Annotated in this window: 19 protein-coding genes; 16 read left to right on the top strand and 3 right to left on the bottom strand. The window is 66.0% G+C overall.

Annotation, left to right across the window (positions count from 1 at the left end; all coding sequences use genetic code 11):
* Nucleotides 1-4 precede the first annotated feature (4 nt).
* From DEJ30_RS15995 to DEJ30_RS15945, 11 genes are all read left to right on the top strand, one after another.
* A complete protein-coding gene (locus DEJ30_RS15995) occupies nt 5-1,579 on the top strand; it encodes an AAA family ATPase (RefSeq protein ID WP_146238626.1) in 1,575 nt (524 codons plus the stop codon).
* Between the two features lie 1,419 nt (nt 1,580-2,998).
* Complete coding sequence (locus DEJ30_RS15990; protein WP_110862684.1) at nt 2,999-4,615, top strand: ATP-dependent endonuclease; 1,617 nt, start codon at nt 2,999-3,001, stop codon at nt 4,613-4,615.
* Complete coding sequence (locus DEJ30_RS15985) at nt 4,602-5,717, top strand: UvrD-helicase domain-containing protein (protein ID WP_110862683.1); 1,116 nt, start codon at nt 4,602-4,604, stop codon at nt 5,715-5,717. The genes DEJ30_RS15990 and DEJ30_RS15985 overlap by 14 nt, the downstream gene beginning before the upstream one ends.
* A 293-nt stretch (nt 5,718-6,010) precedes the next feature.
* A complete protein-coding gene (locus DEJ30_RS15980; RefSeq protein ID WP_110862682.1) occupies nt 6,011-6,775 on the top strand; it encodes a DeoR/GlpR family DNA-binding transcription regulator in 765 nt (254 codons plus the stop codon).
* A 157-nt stretch (nt 6,776-6,932) separates the two neighbouring features.
* Entirely contained in the window at nt 6,933-8,390 is a 1,458-nt protein-coding gene (locus tag DEJ30_RS15975; RefSeq protein ID WP_181420182.1) for an APC family permease, read from the top strand.
* A 28-nt stretch (nt 8,391-8,418) separates the two neighbouring features.
* The gene (locus DEJ30_RS15970; protein ID WP_110862680.1) at nt 8,419-9,960 is read left to right on the top strand and encodes a GMC family oxidoreductase; all 1,542 of its coding nucleotides are present in this window, start codon (nt 8,419-8,421) and stop codon (nt 9,958-9,960) included.
* 11 nt (nt 9,961-9,971) lie between these two features.
* Nucleotides 9,972-11,009: an SIS domain-containing protein gene (locus DEJ30_RS15965; RefSeq protein ID WP_110862679.1), complete on the top strand. Its 1,038-nt coding sequence runs from the start codon at nt 9,972-9,974 to the stop codon at nt 11,007-11,009.
* A 10-nt stretch (nt 11,010-11,019) separates the two neighbouring features.
* Nucleotides 11,020-11,913 carry an ROK family protein gene (locus tag DEJ30_RS15960; RefSeq protein WP_181420181.1) on the top strand — a complete coding sequence of 298 codons (894 nt, stop codon included), beginning with the start codon at nt 11,020-11,022 and terminating at the stop codon, nt 11,911-11,913.
* Between the two features lie 51 nt (nt 11,914-11,964).
* Nucleotides 11,965-12,477: an HAD family phosphatase gene (locus DEJ30_RS15955; protein ID WP_110862677.1), complete on the top strand. Its 513-nt coding sequence runs from the start codon at nt 11,965-11,967 to the stop codon at nt 12,475-12,477.
* 318 nt (nt 12,478-12,795) lie between these two features.
* Complete coding sequence (locus DEJ30_RS15950; protein ID WP_146238625.1) at nt 12,796-13,677, top strand: hypothetical protein; 882 nt, start codon at nt 12,796-12,798, stop codon at nt 13,675-13,677.
* Between the two features lie 142 nt (nt 13,678-13,819).
* Nucleotides 13,820-14,326 carry a hypothetical protein gene (locus DEJ30_RS15945; RefSeq protein ID WP_110862675.1) on the top strand — a complete coding sequence of 169 codons (507 nt, stop codon included), beginning with the start codon at nt 13,820-13,822 and terminating at the stop codon, nt 14,324-14,326.
* Nucleotides 14,327-14,485: 159 nt separating this feature from the next.
* Here DEJ30_RS15945 and DEJ30_RS15940 read toward each other — a convergent pair whose 3' ends face one another.
* Nucleotides 14,486-14,692, bottom strand: a complete 207-nt coding sequence (locus DEJ30_RS15940; protein WP_110862674.1) for a hypothetical protein — start codon at nt 14,690-14,692, stop codon at nt 14,486-14,488.
* 301 nt (nt 14,693-14,993) lie between these two features.
* Complete coding sequence (locus DEJ30_RS17955) at nt 14,994-15,248, bottom strand: tetratricopeptide repeat protein (protein WP_146238624.1); 255 nt, start codon at nt 15,246-15,248, stop codon at nt 14,994-14,996.
* 326 nt (nt 15,249-15,574) lie between these two features.
* Here DEJ30_RS17955 and DEJ30_RS15930 point away from each other — a divergent pair, with 326 nt between their 5' ends.
* Genes DEJ30_RS15930 through DEJ30_RS15915 form a run of 4 tightly spaced genes read left to right on the top strand, consistent with a single transcriptional unit; the run spans nt 15,575 to nt 18,101 of the window.
* A complete protein-coding gene (locus DEJ30_RS15930; RefSeq protein WP_146238623.1) occupies nt 15,575-16,051 on the top strand; it encodes a hypothetical protein in 477 nt (158 codons plus the stop codon).
* 54 nt (nt 16,052-16,105) lie between these two features.
* Nucleotides 16,106-16,525, top strand: a complete 420-nt coding sequence (locus DEJ30_RS15925; RefSeq protein ID WP_027466888.1) for a MauE/DoxX family redox-associated membrane protein — start codon at nt 16,106-16,108, stop codon at nt 16,523-16,525.
* Nucleotides 16,526-16,572: 47 nt separating this feature from the next.
* Entirely contained in the window at nt 16,573-17,133 is a 561-nt protein-coding gene (locus DEJ30_RS15920) for an MOSC domain-containing protein (RefSeq protein ID WP_110862671.1), read from the top strand.
* Complete coding sequence (locus tag DEJ30_RS15915; RefSeq protein WP_110862670.1) at nt 17,133-18,101, top strand: NAD-dependent epimerase/dehydratase family protein; 969 nt, start codon at nt 17,133-17,135, stop codon at nt 18,099-18,101. The genes DEJ30_RS15920 and DEJ30_RS15915 overlap by 1 nt, the downstream gene beginning before the upstream one ends.
* Before the next feature lie 23 nt (nt 18,102-18,124).
* On the opposite strand, the gene DEJ30_RS15910 is transcribed toward DEJ30_RS15915, so the two are convergent.
* Nucleotides 18,125-18,571 carry a MarR family winged helix-turn-helix transcriptional regulator gene (locus DEJ30_RS15910; protein WP_146238622.1) on the bottom strand — a complete coding sequence of 149 codons (447 nt, stop codon included), beginning with the start codon at nt 18,569-18,571 and terminating at the stop codon, nt 18,125-18,127.
* Nucleotides 18,572-18,747: 176 nt separating this feature from the next.
* Here DEJ30_RS15910 and DEJ30_RS15905 point away from each other — a divergent pair, with 176 nt between their 5' ends.
* Entirely contained in the window at nt 18,748-19,401 is a 654-nt protein-coding gene (locus DEJ30_RS15905) for a hypothetical protein (protein ID WP_110862668.1), read from the top strand.
* Nucleotides 19,402-19,462: the final 61 nt, after the last annotated feature.

The following is a 19,462-nucleotide window of genomic DNA, read 5'->3' as shown; positions in this document are numbered from 1 at the left end:
TCAAATGACGCCCATCCAGGCGGTAGCTGGTCAGCACACGACCATCGTGGGCGCAAACGGCTCTGGTAAGTCTTCTCTCGGTTTCTGGCTAAGTAACCACAGTGACTCTGTCAAAGTCTCGAGGGTCATTGCCCATCGCAAGCTCTGGTTTCAAGCCGCCGGCCCTGCGATCACAGCAGCTGATCGAGTCACTTACCAAACGAATATCGACTACTGGTCGTCCACGCCTGACTCACGCTACGTCGACAACGCTGACGCACAGCGCACCAATATTGTTCTCTTCGATGTGCTGGGGGCGGTGAACGCCTATAACGCTCGCGCTACTGAGCTCTTCGTCAATGGGGCGTCGACTGAAGTCGTCTCTCAAGAGCTAGGCAAGCCTCCGCTGGCCAGGTTGAACGACATACTAATTGCCTCTGGTCTTGCAGTAGTTCTTGAGGTCAATCCCGAGGCACAGACGTTCGACGTTGTGAATATCTCCGGTGCGCGGTACCCAATTTTTCAGATGTCCGATGGTGAAAAGAGTGCCGTACTTCTGGCATGCGAAGTCCTTGTCGCGCGGAAGTCATCTATCCAAATCATCGATGAACCGGAGCGCCATTTGCATCGATCGGTGTCATCTGGTCTGATCAGGGCGATTCTAAACGAGCGGACAGACTGTCATTTTGTCGTGGTCACGCACGATCTAGAACTAGCTGATGCGCTGTCCGTGCATCCCGGAAATACCTTCAGTTTGGCCAAAACCGAGTGGACGGCCGGAGATGCAACGGGCTGGGATCTGCGTAGGATCGAAGCTGATGAGGCGTTACCGGACGCTGCAAGGAGGGCGATCCTCGGTGGCCGTAAGGATATTTTATTTACGGAAGGCGTCGCCTCGAGCCTAGATGCCGAGCTCTATCGTGCACTCCTGCCAAATTGGGAGATTCAGCCATCTGGCGGTGCGGATCAGGTAGTGCGGAACGTCAGAGGGTTAGGGGATAATCCTTCATTGCATTGGGTCAACGCGCGCGGCCTCGTTGACGGAGACGCGCGCTCAGATGAAGAACGGGCGTCGCTGGCAAAGAGGGGCATCGTCGCCCTAGGAGTCAGCGAGGTAGAGAACGTTTACTTCTTGCCTGCTCTTATAGATGCTGTAGCGCGGTCGCATGCCGCGACCCTTGGGAAAGATCCTGAAGAGACCAGTTCCTCTGCTCTTGGGGCAGCGTTGCAAGCGCTCACCGCGGAAGGGACTTTAGAACGTCTCGCTAAGAAGCTGGCTGTAGCCGCTATACGTCGCCGTGCTGTGGATTCTATCCCGGACGACCTCGATACTGGTGAATCCTTTGTCGAGATTAGATTCGAGTCTCCCTATCCGGAAATACTCGCTGAGTTGGAAGCGGCCGCAGACCGCGAGGACCTAGATCGGCTCGTTTGCCTCCTACCAGTGCGAGATACCTCGCTTCGCTCCCAAGTTGCGCGGTCTCTCGGATTCCTGTCCCCGGCCGATTATCAGGGCGCCGCTCGTGTGGCGCTGAGAGACAACGCAGCGTTAGCTGGCGAGATACGTCGGGTTATCGGCGTGGACGCTATTGGACCCTAGTATCCGATTCACACCTGATACTTAGTCTGATCAGTTCAAGCCTCCACGGACCACTTTCCGGCGGAACGTACCAAGCACCTCAGATTCGTCCGCTCGTACGGGAGTAGCGGTCGTCCTGAGAGCGAGCGTTGAGAGTCAACTTCGACAGTGAGGTGTTCAACTCGGATCGATCGATAAATCTTCGCGGCCTGTACAGGGCCTCCTACGGAGGTCCACGCCGGATCGATCGTTTGGAGATACAGGTACTCCAGGGGATGATAGTCCAAGGCTCCGGCGATGCTTCCGCTGTTGTATGCCTTCGCTAATGAGCCAGTGAGGCCAGTGGCTCCATCTCCTATCGCTAGGTACTGCCTCCCTCGGCCGGCCGCTTTGATGCTTCCGGGCAGCCGTTTTGATACCGCGTTAGCAGTGAAACGCCAATTCTTCCGGTCGAACGAATACCGATAAATAAAAAAGTCGTTCAAGGTCCAAGACCAACCTGCGAGGAGAAACTCACAGCCTGGCGGCTCCTTCGAAGCTGTTCCTGTCGCTTGAGCAAGGACGGTATTTAGTACTCGCTCAAGGTGACCAGCAAATTGAGGAAGATCCAAGGTCTTCAAGGCGGAGCCTTCGTAAGAGCGAGTCGTGGCGACAGCTTGTAGTACTAGAGGTAGCGCGCGCCAAGTGTCGCCAGCGAACGCGAATACCGCGTCCGAGCGGCCAATATCAAAGATTTTGGCGCATGCGTCCCATGCTTCTCCTCCGCTCAGTCGGCTATCGCTGGCGACTATGAGTTCGGAAAGTTCCCCTGCTTGGCGTTCCCAAGCGACGACCGTCGTCATGTGCTGAGGCTATCGTTTCTCGCTGCTAAGCTCCAGACTCCTTCAAGGTCTGTAGGTGCAACTATGGCTAGCAAGGGGTGGCCGCAGCAGCGGTGGCTTCCGTCGTGCGTGATGTCTGGTCGCCTGCTCGCGTAAATGGCGACATGGACGCAGTCTTCTCTGCAAAGGGCAGAAACGTGACCACCAAAGATGCCACTGGACAGACAGACCGTCAGCGAGGCGGGGTTGACGGATGAACTACTGGCGGGCGGTTGGCTGGTCGGGCTGATACGGACCAACTGTCTCATCGTTCGACATCCGTCGTGTGAAGAGGGCGGCGAAACTGTCCGGAAGTGACACGAAGTGTCTGTTTCGTCCCCTGTTTGTCCGTGACGCTGTGCTGGTGTTGTCGGTTCTAGGATTCGACCGAGCGCCGTGGAACAGAGCGAGCGCCTCAACGAACAACCTTTTCCCACCTCGCCTGCCGCACGCGTCCACGACGTGGCGAAGGCACTCGGTCCATTGAAGAGCCGCGGCGCTCCCTTGCGATGTCGGCGCGGCGTGGGACAGTGACGAGGAAGCGTTCCGCACCCGACGGGACGGCGCCCTGGGGGACAACATGATCACGCGTGTACGCATCCGCGGCTACCGGAAGTTCCGCGATCTTGATTTCCGGCCACACGCAGCCTTCAACGTCTTGGTCGGGAACAACCAGTCGGGTAAATCCACGCTCCTAGAAGCGATCGGTCTCGCCGTCACGGGCCGCGTCAACGGGCGCTCCGCTGCCGAAGAGCTGAATCCGTTCTGGTTCAACCGCACCGACGTTGCGGCCTACCTCGCCGCGAGCGCCGAAGGTGCCCATCTGCCGCCGCCGGAGATCAGTATCGAGGTGACGCTCCGCGACGATCCCGCCTTCGCTGCTCTCGTCGGAGCTGACGACCTCAACGCACCGGTCGGGCACGCCCCCGGCCTTCGATTTCGAGTGCGGCTGAACGAGGAGTACCGGAAAGAGTTCGACGCCTACGTGGCCGACAGGGACACCCAGCTCGTCCCGACCGACTACTACACCGTCGACTGGCGCTCGTTTCAGAACGTGCCGCTGCTGCAGCGGCCGCGGGCACTGAAACTCGCCGTCATCGACGCGCGGACCGTCCGCTCAGGCGCCGGCGTCGACTACCACCTCCGACAGGTCATCGGCGATCACATCAGCAGCGACGAACGCACCACCGTCTCCGCCGCGTACCGCCGCGTTAAGGAAACCCTCGCCGCCAAGCACCTCGCAGGCGTCAACACTGAACTCGCCGGCGGCGACGAACTCCTCGACCGCGGCCACGTCTCCCTCGCTATGGACCATTCCTCGCGAACGTCGTGGGACAACAGCGTGGTGCCCCACGTGGACGACGTCCCGTTCGCATTGGCGGGGCAAGGGCAGCAGGCCGTGGCGAAGATCGTCCTCGCGATGCGCCGTCACGCGGAAGCCGCCGGCGCCGTCATGGTCGAGGAGCCGGAAAACCACCTATCCCACGCAAACCTCAACGTGCTCCTCGACCGTGTGAACACGCTCGCGCATGCCGACCAGCAGGTCTTCATCACGACCCACAGTTCGTTCGTCCTGAACCGGCTGGGCGTCGATCGGCTTCGACTCGTCTCTGACGGCACCGTGCAACCCTTCGAAGCGTTGCCGTCGGACACGGTGCAGTACTTCCGGCGGCTCCCCGGGTTCGACACGCTACGACTCGTCCTTGCGAACCGGCTCGTCCTCGTCGAGGGACCTTCCGACGAGGTGCTCTTCGAGCGGTTCTACCGCGACCGGTGGCATCATCGGCCCATCGAGGACGGCATCGACGTGTTCTCCATGCGTGGCTTATCGCAGCGCCGTTTCCTGGAACTCGCGAAGCTGTCCGGGAAGCAGTGCGTGATCCTCAGCGACAACGACGGCAAGTCCGAGGAACAGATCGGCAAGGCGCGGGCTGACCTCGGTGATCTCCTCGACGACCGTCGGAAGCTGCTGTTCGGCGCCGTTGAGGAGGGACGAACCCTCGAACCACAGATCGTGCACGCCAACGATGAGGAAGTACTCCGCTCCGTGCTCGGCATCACTGATGCGGCTGGCGTCACCACCTGGATGGGCAACAACAAGACCGACGCTGCACTGCGGATCGCCGATTCCCCGATCCAACTGAAACCACCGTCGTACTTCGTCGACGCGATGGAGTTCATCCGTGAGCGGCGGTGATCTCGTCCTCGCGGTCGCAGGATCGCGAAAGACGCAAGGCATCATCGACGCGTGCACCGCTGCCCCTGCTGGCGCGAGGATCCTCGTCGTCACCTACACCGTCACCAACCAGATTGAACTGCGGCGCCGGCTCGCGCAATCGAACCTCGCCGCGGACGTGGACGTGGTCGGCTGGTTCACGTTCCTGCTCCAGAACGTCCTCCACCCGTACCTGCCGTTCATGTTCCCCGGGCAGCAGATCACTGGGATGGACAACGAAAGCCCCTATCAGCGCGGTGTGTCTGCGGAAGCACGGAACCGATACTTCACCCCAACCGGGCTCGTACGCCGAGTCCACCTGCCCCACCTCGCTGCGCTCCTGATCGAACGGGCGAGAGAGTTGCCGCTGCGACGGCTCGAAGGCGCCTACGACCACATCTACATCGACGAGGTGCAAGACCTCACCGGTCATGACCTCGACCTCCTCGAGGCGCTGCTGCGCTGCACTGTCCCGCTGACGATGGTGGGCGACGTGCGTCAGGCGGTGCTGTCCACGAACCGAGAGGAACGGAAGCACCCGCAGTACAAGAACATGCAGATTTGGCACTGGTTCCGGCTGAAGGAGCGGCAGGGGCTGCTGCGGATCACGCATCGTGAACAGACGTGGCGATGCCATCCCGCCGTCGCGTTGTTCGCCGACTCCCTCTTCGATGGCACATGGGACTTCCCGGCGACCGTGTCGAAGAACCAGCACCGCACAGACCACGACGGGATCTTCCTCGTTCACACCGACCACGTGCACGCGTACGTTCAGGAGTTCGCCCCGCAGCCGCTTCGCTGGGACAAACGCGCACTGAAGTCCCACGACCACCTCGACTTCCTGACCTTCGGAAACGCGAAGGGGCTGACCCGGTATCGGGTCCTCATTGTCCCCACGGCGAAGATGCGACTGCTGCTACAGAAGGGCACCCCGTTGGAGGATCTCACCGCAGCGAAGCTCTACGTCGGCGTCACTCGTGCAGAACAAAGCGTGGCGTTCGTCCTCGACGACCCCGGGAACGCCGCACACCCGTACTGGGCACCCACCGACGCAGCGGCGGAACCGGTCACCGGGTCCGAGTGAAGGGCTCCTTCCACGAGGACCGGGCACCGAAGAGATTCGCCCGGAGGTCGAAGTATCCAAGTGGAAGCGCCACCTGCCGCTCGTCGAACAACGCGGTCCGCACCACACCTCGAGCAGGTCGGTCAACACGCAGCGGATAGTGCAGATGGAGACGGAGCCCCCTCGCTTCATCTGGACCGAATCCTAGGGCGTCGGAGCTCCGGCACGCCTGGCGGTCAAGGCGCATTGGGCGCCTGAAGTGACGCAGTCGTTCGTTACGGTGAGGTGGGCACGAGAGAGGGCACACTTCGAAGATGAGCGCGAAAGATGATCGCCACCAAGCGCTTCTTGCTGCGTTGCAGCGGCAGCAGACCTCGAGCGTTGCCGAGCTTGCTCGCGCACTCGACGTGACCGAGATGACGGTTCGCCGAGACCTCGAGGCCCTCGAGCAAGACGGACTCGTCGAACGATTCCACGGCGGCGCCCGCCTGACGCCGAGTGCGAGCTTCGAGCCGCCGTTCGTCCTGCGCGAGCGGATGAACGCGTCGCAGAAGCGTGCCGTCGCAGCCGCTGCCGCAGGCTTGGTCCATGACGGTGAGACCGTCGTTCTTGATGGTGGGTCGACCGGGCTCGCCCTTGCCGCCGAGCTGTCCACCCGGCGAGTGACCGTCTGCCCCCTCAGTCTGCGCGTAGCTTGGGCCTTCGAACGGTCCACGAGCGTCACCCTGCTGCTCCCGCCCGGTGTTGCCCGTCGCGGGGAACTCAGTCTTACCGGATCCGAGACGATCGACTACCTCGGACGGCACCACTTCGATCGTTACCTCCTGACGGCGAGTGGCTTCACCATCGCCGAGGGCTTCACGGAGTGGAACGCCGAGGACGCAGCGGTCAAGCGCGCTGCGCTTGCCAGCGCCGCGACGTGCGTTGCGGCAGTGGATGCCGGCAAGTTCGGGCGCCTCGCGTTCGCCGACGTGTGCGCGGTCGCCAAGCCGGACTGCGTCGTCACGAGCGCAGACCTGCCCGGTGACGCCTTGGCCGCTCTCGAACAAGCCAGTCGGTCCGTTCTCATCGCGTCGTAGCCGCGCTCCGTGAGCTCTGGAACACAGTCGTAACCAGGCGGAAACACCGAAGCGAACATTCGGCCGGTCTAATGAACACTTCCGATGTTCGAACTAACGCTCGATCTGTGCTAGCTTCTCTCGCACCGGCAACGACGCCCACCCGATGGAGACCTTCATGACCACCAGCGACGCTCAACGAGTTACGGCCGGCACGGACCCGGCTCCCAACACCATCTCGACCGATCTCGGTACCGGTTCGATCGGCCTCGGCGGAGCGCTGATGCAAGCCATCGCGCAGATCTCGCCGACGCTCGGCATCTTCTACACGATCGCGTTCACGACCTCGCAGGCCGGCCGAGCCGCCCCGCTGACCTACCTCGCGGCCTTCTTGATCTGCCTCGTGCTCGCAGCGCCCATGGTCGGGCTCGCACGGCACCTGCCTTCCGCGGGCGGCTTCTACACCTACGTCTCCGCCGGCATCGGGCCGAAGTCCGGCTTCATCGTCGGCTGGCTGTACGGCCTGTCCGTCGCGATCGTCCCCGCCGCACTCGCCGCGTTCACCGGCTCCGTCCTCGAGAGCGAACTCTCCGGCAAGTACGGCTTCGGCGTCCCCTGGTGGGTGTACTCGGCAGTGATCCTCGTGATCTGCTTCGCCTGCGCCTACCGAGGAATCACCATCTCGGTCCGATTCCTCGTCGTCATGACCTGCTTCGAGATGGTCGTCGGCCTCGGGCTGGCAGTGACCGGCCTGTTCTCGCCCGGCCCCGGCGGGGTCAACGTCTCCGGCTTCAACCCGACGAGCATCCCGAGCTCCTCCGGCTTCTTCCTCGCCGTCGTGCTCTCGATCTTCGCCTTCACCGGGTTCGAAAGCGCAGCCGCAGTCGGCGAGGAATCCCGCGATCCCAAGCGCATCATCCCGAAAGCCATCATCGGATCCCTCATCCTCATCGGCGTCTTCTACGTCGTCACCGCGTGGGGACTGCAGATCGGCTGGGGCACCGACAAGCTCGACTCCCTGGCAACGTCAGCGACCGCTCCCGCCTTCGTTCTCTCTGACCGGCTGTGGGCGGGCGGCTCGATCATCGTCCTCATCGCCCTGGTGAACTCCGGCCTCGGCGTGTGCATCGCCTGCACGACCAGCGCGACCCGCACCCTCTACGGCATCGCCCGCACCGACGCTCTCCCCAAGGCGCTGACCATCGTGCACGAGAAGTACCGCACCCCGCTCGTCGCCGTCGTGCTGCAGTCCGCGGTCGCACTCATCATCTGCCTCGGCGTCGGAATCCCGCTCGGACCGGTGAACCTGTTCAACATGCTCGGCACCACGGGCACGTTCGTCTACATCCCGATCTTCATCATGATGAACATCGCCGCCTTCCTCTTCTTCCGGAAGCGTGTACCCGGCGAGTTCAGCATCTGGGCGCACGTCATCGCCCCGATCATCTCCACCGCCGCGCTGATCCTCATCGGGTACAACAGCATCGTTCCGCTGCCCGCGTCCCCGATCCTGTTCGCCCCGTTCATCGCCGCCGCCTACGTCATCAGCGGCCTCGTGATCCTCTTCGCCCGCAACCTCCGCCCCGGCAAGCGCGGCTGGATGGAACACGCCGGCGAACTCCCCGACATCGACTGAGCCACCTTCGCAACGAATCAGGACCGCCATGAGCACCGCACTCCCCACCCCGACACTCCCTGAACGCGTCGACACCCTCGTCATCGGCGCTGGTACCGGAGGCGCCGCCTTCACCGCCGCCCTCGCCGGCAACAGCGACGAGCAGATCCTCCTCGTCGAAGCAGGACCCGACTACGGCCCCCGGGCCGACGGCAACTGGCCCGAGGACGTCCTCGACGCCCGCACCATCCCGCTCTCCCACGACTACGACATCACCACCCACAACACCTCCGGCGACGGTGTCCTCGACCTCCCGCGCGCACGGGTCGTCGGCGGCTGCTCGTCACACAACGGTTGCACCGTCTCGATCAGCGCCGCCGCCGACTACGACGGCTGGGCAGCCGAGGGCAACCCCGGCTGGGAAGCAGCGTCCGTGGTCCCGATCCTCGAGACGGTGCGAGACCGCTTCAAGTCCCGCCGGTACACGATGACGGAACTCACCGAACCGCAGCGCGCATTCGTCAACGCCGGAACCGCAGCAGGGCTGCCCTTCGCCGACGACCTCGACGACATCGCCGCCGGGGAAGGCATCGGACCGATGCCGGTAAACATCGTCGACGGTGTCCGCTACAACGCCGCCTTCGCGTTCCTCGACGCCGTCCGCGACCGGCCCGGACTCACCATCGCAGGGCTCACCGCCGTCGAGCGCATCGACGTCCAGGATGGCGTCGCCGTCGGCGCCTGGCTCACGACGGACGCCGGATCCCACTACGTCAGCGCAGGACGAGTCGTCGTCGCGGCCGGCGCCTACCACTCCCCGGCCATCCTCCTGAAGTCGGGCGTGGGGCCCGCCTCCGAGCTCGACGAACTCGGCGTCCCGGTCACTGCCGACGTCGCCGGCGTCGGCAAGCACCTCCTCGACCATTCGTGCGTCGCGGTCGACTTCGCCGGCCGTCCTGGTCTCGTCGCCGACCTCGAGAAGCTCGGGTGGTTCCCCGACGAGCAGACCGTCGGACGTGCACGATCCAGCCGATGCGACGACGGGCCGTACGACATCCACGTGTTCATGGTCGCCGGCAGCAACTCCGGACACCCTGGCTTGCCGCCCATCTCGCTCTACGGTGGGGCGATGCGGGCGAAGTCGGAAGGCGTCGTCACCCTGAACAAGGATCTCGACATCAGCAAGCCGATCGTCGATCACCGGTACGGCACCGACCCCGAGGGCTACGACCGGCAGGTCCTCGCAGAGTCGCTCGAGCTGCTCCACCGGATGACCGAACAGCCTGAACTCGCCGCCGTCCTCGGAGAACCGGTGCCCCGCGGCCACGCGCCGCTGGACGACATCGTCAACTACTGCCACCCCGCCGGCAGCTGCAAGATGGGCCCCGCCTCCGACCCGCAGGCTGTCGTCGACGCCGACGGGAAGGTCCACGGCGTCGACGGCCTCTACGTCGCAGACGCGTCGATCATGCCGTCCATCACCCGCGGCAACATCAACCTCCCCACCGCCATGATCGGCGCCAACATCGCCGTGAAGATGCTCGGCATCGAAACCAGCCACGTCTTCGACGTGCTCGCCCCGAGCGCGTGAAAGGAACACCCATGACCACCGCCACCACCCCGTTCGAAGCCGACATCCTCGACCAGCCCGCCGCCCTGCACCGCATCGCGGAAGCTGCTCTGCCCGAACAGCTCGCCGAGCTCACGGCGCGGCCCTGGAGCCGCATCGTGCTGACCGGCATGGGCAGCTCCCACTTCGCCGGCATCCCCACCTGGCGAGCCCTGACCGCATCCGGCAAGACCGCGTGGGCCGTCGATGCCGGACAGCTCCTGGACACACCAGAGCTCCTCACCGACGACACGCTGCTCGTCGCGACATCCCAGTCGGGTGCCAGCGGTGAAGTCGTCGAGCTCCTCGACCGCATCGACGGCGGACAGCGCCCCGGCGCCGTCATCGGCATCGCTGCCGACGAGAACAGCCCCCTCGCGCAGCGCGCAGACCTGTTCCTCCCGCTCCACAGCGGTCCGGAAGCGACCGTCAGCACGAAGAGCTACCTCAACACCCTCGTCGCCCACGAAGCGTTCATCGCCGCCGCCACCGGGGGCGACGTCCACGCTGCTCAGCGGGAGGCGGCTCGCATTGCTGACACCGTGCAGCACGTCATCGACACCACGCCGACCGCCGCCATCGCCGTGACCGCCCTCAGCGCCGACCGCCCCCGGTTCGCGACGGTCGGCAACCGTGACAACGCCGCCACCGCGCTGTTCGCCGGGCTCATCACCAAGGAGTCCTCGAAGGTTGCCGCAGAAGGCCACATCGGCGGGCAGTTCCGCCACGGCCCCTTCGAACTCGCCGGCCCCGGCTTCACCGGCGTGCTCTACGGTGCACGCTCCGCCGACACCGACGGCAGCGTTCGACGCCTCGCCACAGACCTCGTCGCAACCGGCGCGCAGGTGGTCCTCGTCGGCGACCTCGAGATTGATGGCGCCATCACGCTGGCCGCACCGGCCTCCTCGCGGCTGGAAGGCCTCGCAACCGGAGCTGTCGTTGCGCAGTTGCTCGCCGTGGACCTCGCCCGCGAGAACGGGGTCGAGCCCGGAGCGTTCGCATTCGGCAGCAAAGTCACGACGGCGCTCTGATCAGCGACCGATGAGCACCTCAACGGCCCGCATCGGCCTCGACATCGGTGGCACAGCGACCCGCATCGCGCTCGTCGCCGCCACCGATGTCGTCGACGCCGTCACCATCAGCACCCCGACCTCCCACACCACCGCTGTCACGGAGCTGCGGACGGCCATCGAGTCGCTGCTGCAGCGTGCGGCGCGCCCGATCGCCGGGATCGGTATCGGAGCGAGCGGGCCCATCGATCGTGATGGAGTCATCCGGAACGAGGACACGTTGCCAGCGCTCACCGGGATCGATCTGCCGAACGCGCTGGGTGCAGCGTTCGGTGTGCCGGTCGTCGTGGACAATGACGCGGTCACTGCCGCGCTGGCGGAGTACCGGGTCGGTGCCGGGACCGGTGCTGCAGCGATGCTCCTGCTCACGTTGGGTACGGGTGTCGGGGTGGCCGTCGTCCGCCGCGGAGCGATCCTTCGTGGCGGTGACGGCCTCCACGCCGAAGCCGGCCACATCACCGTCCCCAACGGACCAGCACCCTGCTACTGCGGTCGCGCGACGTGCCTCGAGCAGACCGCCTCACGGTCCGGTCTGCAGCGTCGAGCTCGCGCCGCGACAGGGGTTCCAGACCTGCAGGAACTCCGACGCTCGGCCACCACCGACGCTGCAGCTCGCCGCGTGCTCGAGGACTACGGCACCCGCGTCGGCGAGGGCATCATCGAGCTCGCGACCCAGTACCGACCCGACCGAGTCGTCCTCGGTGGCAGCGCCGCCACACTGCTGCCCGCCTTCGCGGATGCGATGCAGCAGACGGTTTCCGCCATGACGTCCGCACCCGTCCCGGAGATCACCGGCACGGCGCTCGATGACCTCGGCGGCGCCATCGGCGCCGCGCTGCTGACCGCAACGGAGGAACAGTCGTGAGCGGGCTGCACGCAGTGCTGCGGTGACGGTTTCGAGCTGATCGGGTCCGACATGGAGACGACCGCCGCGGCGATCAGCGCGAAGGGTGTCCCCGGCAGTACAGACGACATCAGTCGAGTGCTGACCGAACACGTCGCAGCCGCGCTGCGCAGTGAGATCCAGTGGCGGCCAGGAGCCGTTGCCCTCGTCGAGGTTCTGCACGACGCGGACGTCCAACAGGCGATCGTCACGACCTCGCCGATGAACATCGTCGAGGTCGTCGCGGCCGCCCTGCCCGCCGGTGCCATCAGCGTCCTGGTCACCGAGGAGAGCGTCAGCCGCGGCAAGCCCGACCCAGAGCCGTACCTGCTCGCCGCCCGGCGCCTCGGGGTCGAGATCCGCCGGTGCGTCGCGGTCGAAGACTCACCCACCGGGCTGCAGGCGGCAGTGCGCAGCGGCGCAGCCGTCCTCGCCGTTCCGTGCGACGTGCCCATCGAGCTCGCCCCTGCCTGGTCTCGCTCGGACAGCCTCGAAGGGCTGACTCTGGCGGACCTCCACGGCCTGGTGAAACCTTCCGCCCGATGACTGCTTGCGCCACTCAACGAGATAAGACGTTCCTGGCCTAGGGGAGTCTGCTTCAGTGCTAGCGCCGTGCAGTGCGGGCGTCGGTCTCGACCAACGAGTTAGGACCCCAGCACTCGCCAGCGAGCCGAGAGCGGCCCTCCAGGCAGCCGCCGGTGGGTCAAGCAGGGCGAGCGGTGCGCATTCGGGTTGGGTGCCGCTCGCCCGTGGGGCGCGCGAGCGGCTCGGCTGCTGGATCAAGCCTTCGCGCGTCCGGTGGACCATCGTCGACTGAGACTGCTTCGCGCGAGACACCGGCGTCTGCGGTGCCATGCTGACGGGGTGATTCTGCTGACCGAAGCCGCGCGCGGTGCTTGGATTGTCGAGCGCGCCGGCCGATGGGCGACTGTCGGCGGAGTCGCTGGCGTGGGCTTCGAGGCGTACGCGAGGCTGCTGCACCCGGTGGATGCGCACCGTACCGATCGGAACACGGTCGACGAGTGGGGTAATCCCGTCGACGTTGAGCACACGCGTTGGCGGTGGGCTGAGGTCGCGCGTCGCAACGGCCGGGTGATGCATCCCCTGGTGCAGTGGTGGCGCATCACTGACGAAGAGCAGACCAGGGACTGGTCGGATGGGTGGAGTGTCGGTCAGTCCGACGACGGGTGGTTCGATCCGGAGGATCTCGCGGTCCTGACCACGCACCTGCGAGCCGCGACACAGACCCCGGACGACCTGGTCATCGGAGCGTGGGAAGGCACCGGCAACCCGTACTGGGCCGAGGGAGGTCGGAACGCGCTCGCGCGCGCTCGCATGCAGATGCACTGGCCAGGTCGGGACATGTGTTTGTTCAGCTCGAGCCTGGGCGAGCTTGCGGAACCGACGTGGGCGCAGCGCACCGTGTTTGGATGGGAATGTAGCCGCTACGGCCAGGAGGGTCCTTACACGTCGCTGATCTGGCCCGATGATCACGCCTGGGTCGTCGCGTCGGAGGAAGACTGGGACTCGACGATCGTCGCCGGCCCACGCGAACTCGTCGCCAGCATCCTCGCGGACGACCGCTTCGAGGCCTTCGAGGTGCACGAAGATGACGACCTGAGCTGGGACGGCGATCTCCTCAACCCCCGCCGACACCAGGGCACTAAGACGACCAGACGCCCGATGAGGGATCGGCTACTGAGACCGTCTGCGTGCTCTCGCGTCCCGGCTCCGGGTCAGCAATGATCGTGGCATCACCGCAGAATGGCTGACACCGAGATCGTCATCACCGCGACGATGGCGTTCCCGACTTCGACCGTGTCTCTTCCCCTTCCGGCACCACTTCACGGGGTCGCCGAACGCACGGCCGGTAAGGCATGATCGCCAAGTGCTGAACGTGAACCAGCGGCTGACGGCCGCGCTTCTCACCGCTACGGGTGCTGCGCTCCTGCTCACCAGCTGCAGCCACAAAGACGCTCTGCCAGAGGACTACGGGCAGGCGTGGATGTCACAGATGTCGTCGCGGTACGCCGGCGACTACGGCGGAGGCGGGGGCCGACTCGTCCTCGGCGACGACAACCCGAAGAAGGCGACCGCCAGCGTCGCGTTGGAGCAGGACCTCGAAGGCCCGTATGACGTCCTCGCGGTTTGCCGGTCCACGAAGACCGTCCACGTCACCATCCACGCGTTCACCGCCACACCGGATGGCAGCGGCGAATCACTCGACACGAAGGAACGCCTCGGGGAAGCCGACGTCAACTGCGGCGCAACCACCCGAATCCCCATCGACGTCCCGAAGGACCGGGATGGCATCGCCCTCGACGCGTCCACCAACGACCGGTCCGAACGGGTACTGTTCGACACTTTTATCGTCACCCGAGGAGCCAAGGCGTAACCCGCGGAAATTCAGTCCACGCGCGGATCTGCTGGCGGCATAGCCCGGGTATGACCGTCACGACTTCGTCCACAACCTCCCCGCAGCCTCGCGAGGCTCGGCTGATCCATCCGCGAGGCGATCCTCGAGCGGGCACCTGACTCGTCAGCACCTGATGAGTCAGACGACCAGCGTTACTGCTGCAACGAGGCCTCCGAGAAAGAATCCGAATCCGATGAACCGCGTCAGCTCCGGAGTGATCTGGCGTCCCCAAAACTCGCCTTCGACCTTCCTCGCAAAGCGGGCGATCGGGTTCGGGAAAAGCACGAGGGCACAGCCCCAGGCGATACAGATCACCGCTCCGACCGCAAGGAAGAGGACACCCACGTCCCGGACGGTACCGGATAACTGGCCGAGATGAGCGCTCGGCGTTTCGGCAGAGGATCAGCTAGTGAGACGTGCGCTTTCGTGAGCCGCCGGCGGACAGCATCGATGCCATCGCCGGTGGCCACAGCGCTTCAGCCGCGGGCCCCATGGTTCCACCAGCATCTTGCTCTGGCGAAGCGTGCTGACCTCGATTTCTTCTGCATGAGGTTCCCCTTCAGACCGATGGCTCCCCGTGAGACCAGCGCTTCGAAGCCAACCAAGGGTCAGAGGCAGGGGCAAGAACCCTTCGAGCGCTCGAAGCTCACCATCCGGTAGCACGCCATTTCGGCTGTGATGACCCGCGGTCCACGCGAGCGCGCGCGACCGCCAAGCCTTGCTCTGCCGACGCGAGGAGCACCGGGTCGGCTGTCCGTCGGAGTTCGACGGCACGCTGGAAGTCCTCGACTGCACGTTCCGTTTCACCGTTAGCGAGGAGGGCCTTGCCGCGGTGCTGTCGCATCACGGCCTCAAGTGCCGTACCCACGCACTCTGCGACGAGCACGTCGTACTCGCTCACGGCATGAGCGGTGTCCCCGAGGTCGCGATGGCAATCGGCAGCAAGCGCCCGTACTCGTGGAGTCTGCCGGAGCACCTCGAGCACATGAAGGGCAGCGCCGGCGTTCCCGGTCCACAGCAATTCGATCGGCTCGGCGAGGGGATCCTCAGTGAGGCCGGCTCGGAGGGCCTCCAGGTCGTGACGACGGGGCGGAGGTCATCAGCTCTGATGATCCAACCGGGTCCGCCAGCGACATCGTCCTCCACGTGTTCAGGGTAGGTGCACGTTGCTAACGCCCACTCCACACATCGACGTGTTAGGTTGTGCACAATATAATGGAGCACAACGTGAAACTGACCAGCTGGATCGACCTCGTCGCCGGTGGCCTGCTCACCGGGCACGGCTTCGCCACGGTTCGCCGCACCCCGCCGCGCGCACGAGCCCAGCAGATGCAGCGCCGGGGCTTCGAGCCGGGCGTCCCGCACGCACTCGGCATCCCGGCTCTGGAACTCCTGTCCGGGCTCGGACTCGCCACTGCCGCGGTCCGCGGTGCACCCGGGAGCGACCTGATCGGTACCGGCTCGGCCATCGGAGCGACCGCCCTCGGCGGGACCCGGTTCGTGATCGACCTCGAAGACCGGCAGGTGACGACCACGACCGGTGCTGCCGGGGCACTCGCACTCGTCGGCGGGCTGCGACTGGCCGCCTCGACCCGCGGCCGTCCGGTCGCCCGGATCCTCACGCTCGGTGCCGCCGCTGCCGCGATCACGTTCGAGGCCGCCCGCCGCCGCCGAGTCCTCCGCAGCCGCAGCCGCAGCCACTGACCTCGGCTCCCCACTCCACCGAACCCCACCACGACCGTGAAAGGCACCACCCCGATGGCAACCCGCACCCCCGCAGTCCGCTCCACCCGCCCCCGGACCATCGTCCGCATCCTGTTCGGCGCGATGCTCACCTGGGCCGGCATCAGCCACCTGACGGTGGCACGCGAGGAGTTTCAGGCGCAGGTGCCGAAGTTCGTGCCGCTGCCGACCGACGTCACGGTGATCGCCTCCGGCGTGGTGGAGATCTCGCTCGGCGCTGCGCTGATGCTCCTGGCACGGCGACAGGTGACGGTCGGGTGGGTCGTCGCGGTGTTCTTCCTGGCGGTCTTCCCCGGCAACATCGCGCAGTGGATGCACCACCGCGACGGGTTCGGCCTGGACACCGACACCAAGCGCTTCGTCCGCCTGCTGTTCCAGCCCGTGCTCATCGCCGTCTCGCTGTGGGCGACGAACGCGCTGCGCAAGCGCCGCTGACCGACGCTGCACTCGCGCCGCCGCGACCATGGGGCAGAATCGGCCCCATGAGTGGGGACGACATGGACCAGCCGCGCGTGACCGCGGTGAGCAAGGACGCCGAGCACCGGTTCAGCAAGCCGTTGGTCGACGCGGTGACGCTCGTGGCGGGGTGGGGCATCGAGGGTGATGCCCATGCCGGCACGACCGTGCAGCACCGCTCCCGGGTCGCCCGTGACCCCTCGCAGCCGAACCTGCGCCAGGTCCACCTGCTGCACGCCGAGCTGTTCGACGAGGTCGCCGAGGCCGGGTTCAGCGTCGAGCCGGGCCAGATGGGCGAGAACGTCACGACGAGCGGCATCGACCTGCTCGGGTTGCCGGAGGGAACGGTGCTGCACCTCGGTGACGATGCCTCCGTCAAGGTCACCGGGCTGCGGAACCCGTGCCAGCAGATCAACGGCTTCGAGTCGGGGCTCCTGCGTGCCGTGCTCGGTCGCGCCGAGGACGGCACGGTCGAACGCAAGGGCGGCGTGATGAGCGTCGTGCTCACCGGCGGAACGGTCCGGCCGGGCGATCGCATCCGAGTCGAGCTCCCCGCCGGCGAACGACGACCGCTCCAGCCCGTCTGATGACGCAGCCCGTGCGACGCGTCCTGGTACTCGGTGGAACCGGCTGGCTCGGACGGACGATCGTCGACGAGCTGTTGGCCGAGGGTGCCGACGTCACCTGCCTCGCCCGGGGCACGACCGGCAGTGTCCCCGAGGGAGCACGCTTCGTCCAGGCGGATCGAGCCCTGGCGGGCGCGTACGAACAGGCCATCGGCGACTGGGACGAAGTGATCGAGCTCGCCCACGCCCCCGAACTCGTCGCCCCGGCGCTCGACGCCCTCGCCGACCGGGCCGCGCACTGGACCCTGGTGTCGACGGTCTCGGTGTACGCGGACAACGACGAACCGCGCGCCGACGAGTCCGCCCGGCTGGTGGAGCCGAAGGACCCGTCCGCGTACGCCGACGCGAAGGTCCTCGCCGAGCGCATGACGCGGCTCCGGCTCGGGTCACGGCTGCTCATCGCACGCCCGGGGTTGATCGTCGGGCCCGGCGACCCGAGTGACCGGTTCGGGTACTGGCCGGCACGCTTCGATCGCGGTGGGCCGGTGCTGGTGCCGACGACGGCGGAGCGGTTCGTCCAGGTGATCGACGTCGCGGACCTCGCGGCCTGGCTCGTCCGGGCCGGGCGCGACGGGTTCGTAGGCACGGTCAACGCCGTCGGTGCTCCGGTGCCGATGCAGGACTTCTTCCGGTGCGTGGCGGAGGTCACCGGGTTCGACGACGAGCTGGTCGTGGTCGACGACGACGTCCTGCTTGCGCACGACGTGGCCTACTGGGCTGGACCGCGATCGCTCCCCCTGTGGATCCCGGTGTCGGAGGTCGGGTTCGCGCAGCGCTCCGCGGTGGCGTTCACGGACGCCGGCGGGGTGACCCGACCCCTCCGGGACACCGTCGTGCGGGTGCTCGAGGACGAGCGTGCCCGCGGGACGGATCGCCAACGCCGTGCCGGCCTCACCTCGACAGAGGAACGGGCGATCCACACCAGGTAGACGCACGATCCCCACGAGCGAGATCAGGACGCGGCGGCAGCCTGCTCGTACAGACTCGTCGCCAGGTCGTTGAGCACCTCGTGCAGCTCCCCGTTGTGCGCCCCGTCGACGGCCCGGAGCATCGCGGCGTACCGCTCCCGGTAGTCCGCCACGACGTCGTCGCCCGGGGGCAGCAGCCGCAGCAGGGAGCCTCGACGGTCGGACGGGTTCGGTGCGCGTTCGAGCAGGCCGGCGGTGCTCATCCGGTCGATCATGTTCGTCACGGCGCCCGAGGTCAGCCCGAGGTACCCGGCGACCTCGGTCGGCGTGGAGTACCCGGTGTCACTGATGAGCACCAGGGCACGGAGGGCGTTCTCGTGCACGCCGGCACGGGCGCTCAGCTGACTCACCAGACTCGCGTTCGCGCGCACGACGGCGGTGAACGCGGCCATGAGGTCAGCCGCTTCGTCGTCGCTTCGTACTGCTGCCACGAGGGCCTGCTTCCGTGTCGGGTACCGGGGGGACAAGAGCCGTCCCCCGCACTGGGGTAAGTATACGAGTGGTCAACTTGGTGAACCAGTGACTATCTTAACCATTGAAGCAAAACAGCCCGAAGGTCTTGCTTCCCCCAACTTCCTGAAACCACCACCGAACGAAGAGGTACCCCGTGTCCACCAAGCTCCGCACCTCCGCACTGAAGCGGGTCCGCTTCGCCCCCGTGGCGCTCCTCGCGGGTATCTTCGCCGCCGTCCTGCTCTCCCTCTCGCTCACCGGCACCCTCTCCGGGTTCGCGGCGAGCATCACCAACAGCAGCAACACCGCCGCCAGCGGCACGCTGATCATGCAGGAGCAGAACGCCGGCGCGACCGTCACCTGCCTCAGCACGGACGGCGGATCGGTCTCGACGAACTCGGCGACCTGCTCGACGATCAACAAGTTCGGTGGCAGCACGACGATGACCCCGGGCAACACGGTCAACACCGCGATCTCGATCAAGAACACGGGCACCGCGAACGCCAGCACCTTCACGCTCAACCCGGGCGCCACCTGCACCCAGTCGGCGAACGGTTCGGCCAACGGCACCGCGACCGACCTGTGCGCCAAGATGAACCTCGTCATCACCTCCGGCTCGACCACCGTGTTCAGCGGCACCCTCGCCAGCTTCAAGGGTGCGGCGGCGTCGGCCTTCACGATGCCGCAGGCTCCGGCCGCCGGCGCGACCGTCCCCTTCAACTTCGCGGTGACCCTCGACTCCTCGGCCGGCAACACCTACCAGGGCCTCGCCGCCTCGGTCCCGATGACCTGGACCTTCACGGCCTGATCTGGCCCGAAGCGGCCCGAACCGGCCTGATCCGGCCTGATCCTGTCTCTTATACACATCT

It is taken from the genome of Curtobacterium sp. MCPF17_003 (assembly GCF_003224385.1).
GTDB lineage: Bacteria > Actinomycetota > Actinomycetes > Actinomycetales > Microbacteriaceae > Curtobacterium > Curtobacterium flaccumfaciens.
The sequence above is the reverse complement of the archived record's forward strand: the minus strand, read 5'-3'. Positions and strand labels throughout refer to the sequence as shown.

What these genes read in the sequence shown, in the direction of transcription:
- DEJ30_RS15995 (WP_146238626.1), top strand. Translation starts at nt 5, where the DNA reads ATGACGCCCATCCAGGCGGTAGCTGGTCAGCACACGACCATCGTGGGC.
- DEJ30_RS15990 (WP_110862684.1), top strand. Translation starts at nt 2,999, where the DNA reads ATGATCACGCGTGTACGCATCCGCGGCTACCGGAAGTTCCGCGATCTT.
- DEJ30_RS15980 (WP_110862682.1), top strand. Translation starts at nt 6,011, where the DNA reads ATGAGCGCGAAAGATGATCGCCACCAAGCGCTTCTTGCTGCGTTGCAG.
- DEJ30_RS15975 (WP_181420182.1), top strand. Translation starts at nt 6,933, where the DNA reads ATGACCACCAGCGACGCTCAACGAGTTACGGCCGGCACGGACCCGGCT.
- DEJ30_RS15970 (WP_110862680.1), top strand. Translation starts at nt 8,419, where the DNA reads ATGAGCACCGCACTCCCCACCCCGACACTCCCTGAACGCGTCGACACC.
- DEJ30_RS15965 (WP_110862679.1), top strand. Translation starts at nt 9,972, where the DNA reads ATGACCACCGCCACCACCCCGTTCGAAGCCGACATCCTCGACCAGCCC.
- DEJ30_RS15960 (WP_181420181.1), top strand. Translation starts at nt 11,020, where the DNA reads ATGAGCACCTCAACGGCCCGCATCGGCCTCGACATCGGTGGCACAGCG.
- DEJ30_RS15955 (WP_110862677.1), top strand. Translation starts at nt 11,965, where the DNA reads ATGGAGACGACCGCCGCGGCGATCAGCGCGAAGGGTGTCCCCGGCAGT.
- DEJ30_RS15925 (WP_027466888.1), top strand. Translation starts at nt 16,106, where the DNA reads ATGGCAACCCGCACCCCCGCAGTCCGCTCCACCCGCCCCCGGACCATC.
- DEJ30_RS15920 (WP_110862671.1), top strand. Translation starts at nt 16,573, where the DNA reads ATGAGTGGGGACGACATGGACCAGCCGCGCGTGACCGCGGTGAGCAAG.
- DEJ30_RS15915 (WP_110862670.1), top strand. Translation starts at nt 17,133, where the DNA reads ATGACGCAGCCCGTGCGACGCGTCCTGGTACTCGGTGGAACCGGCTGG.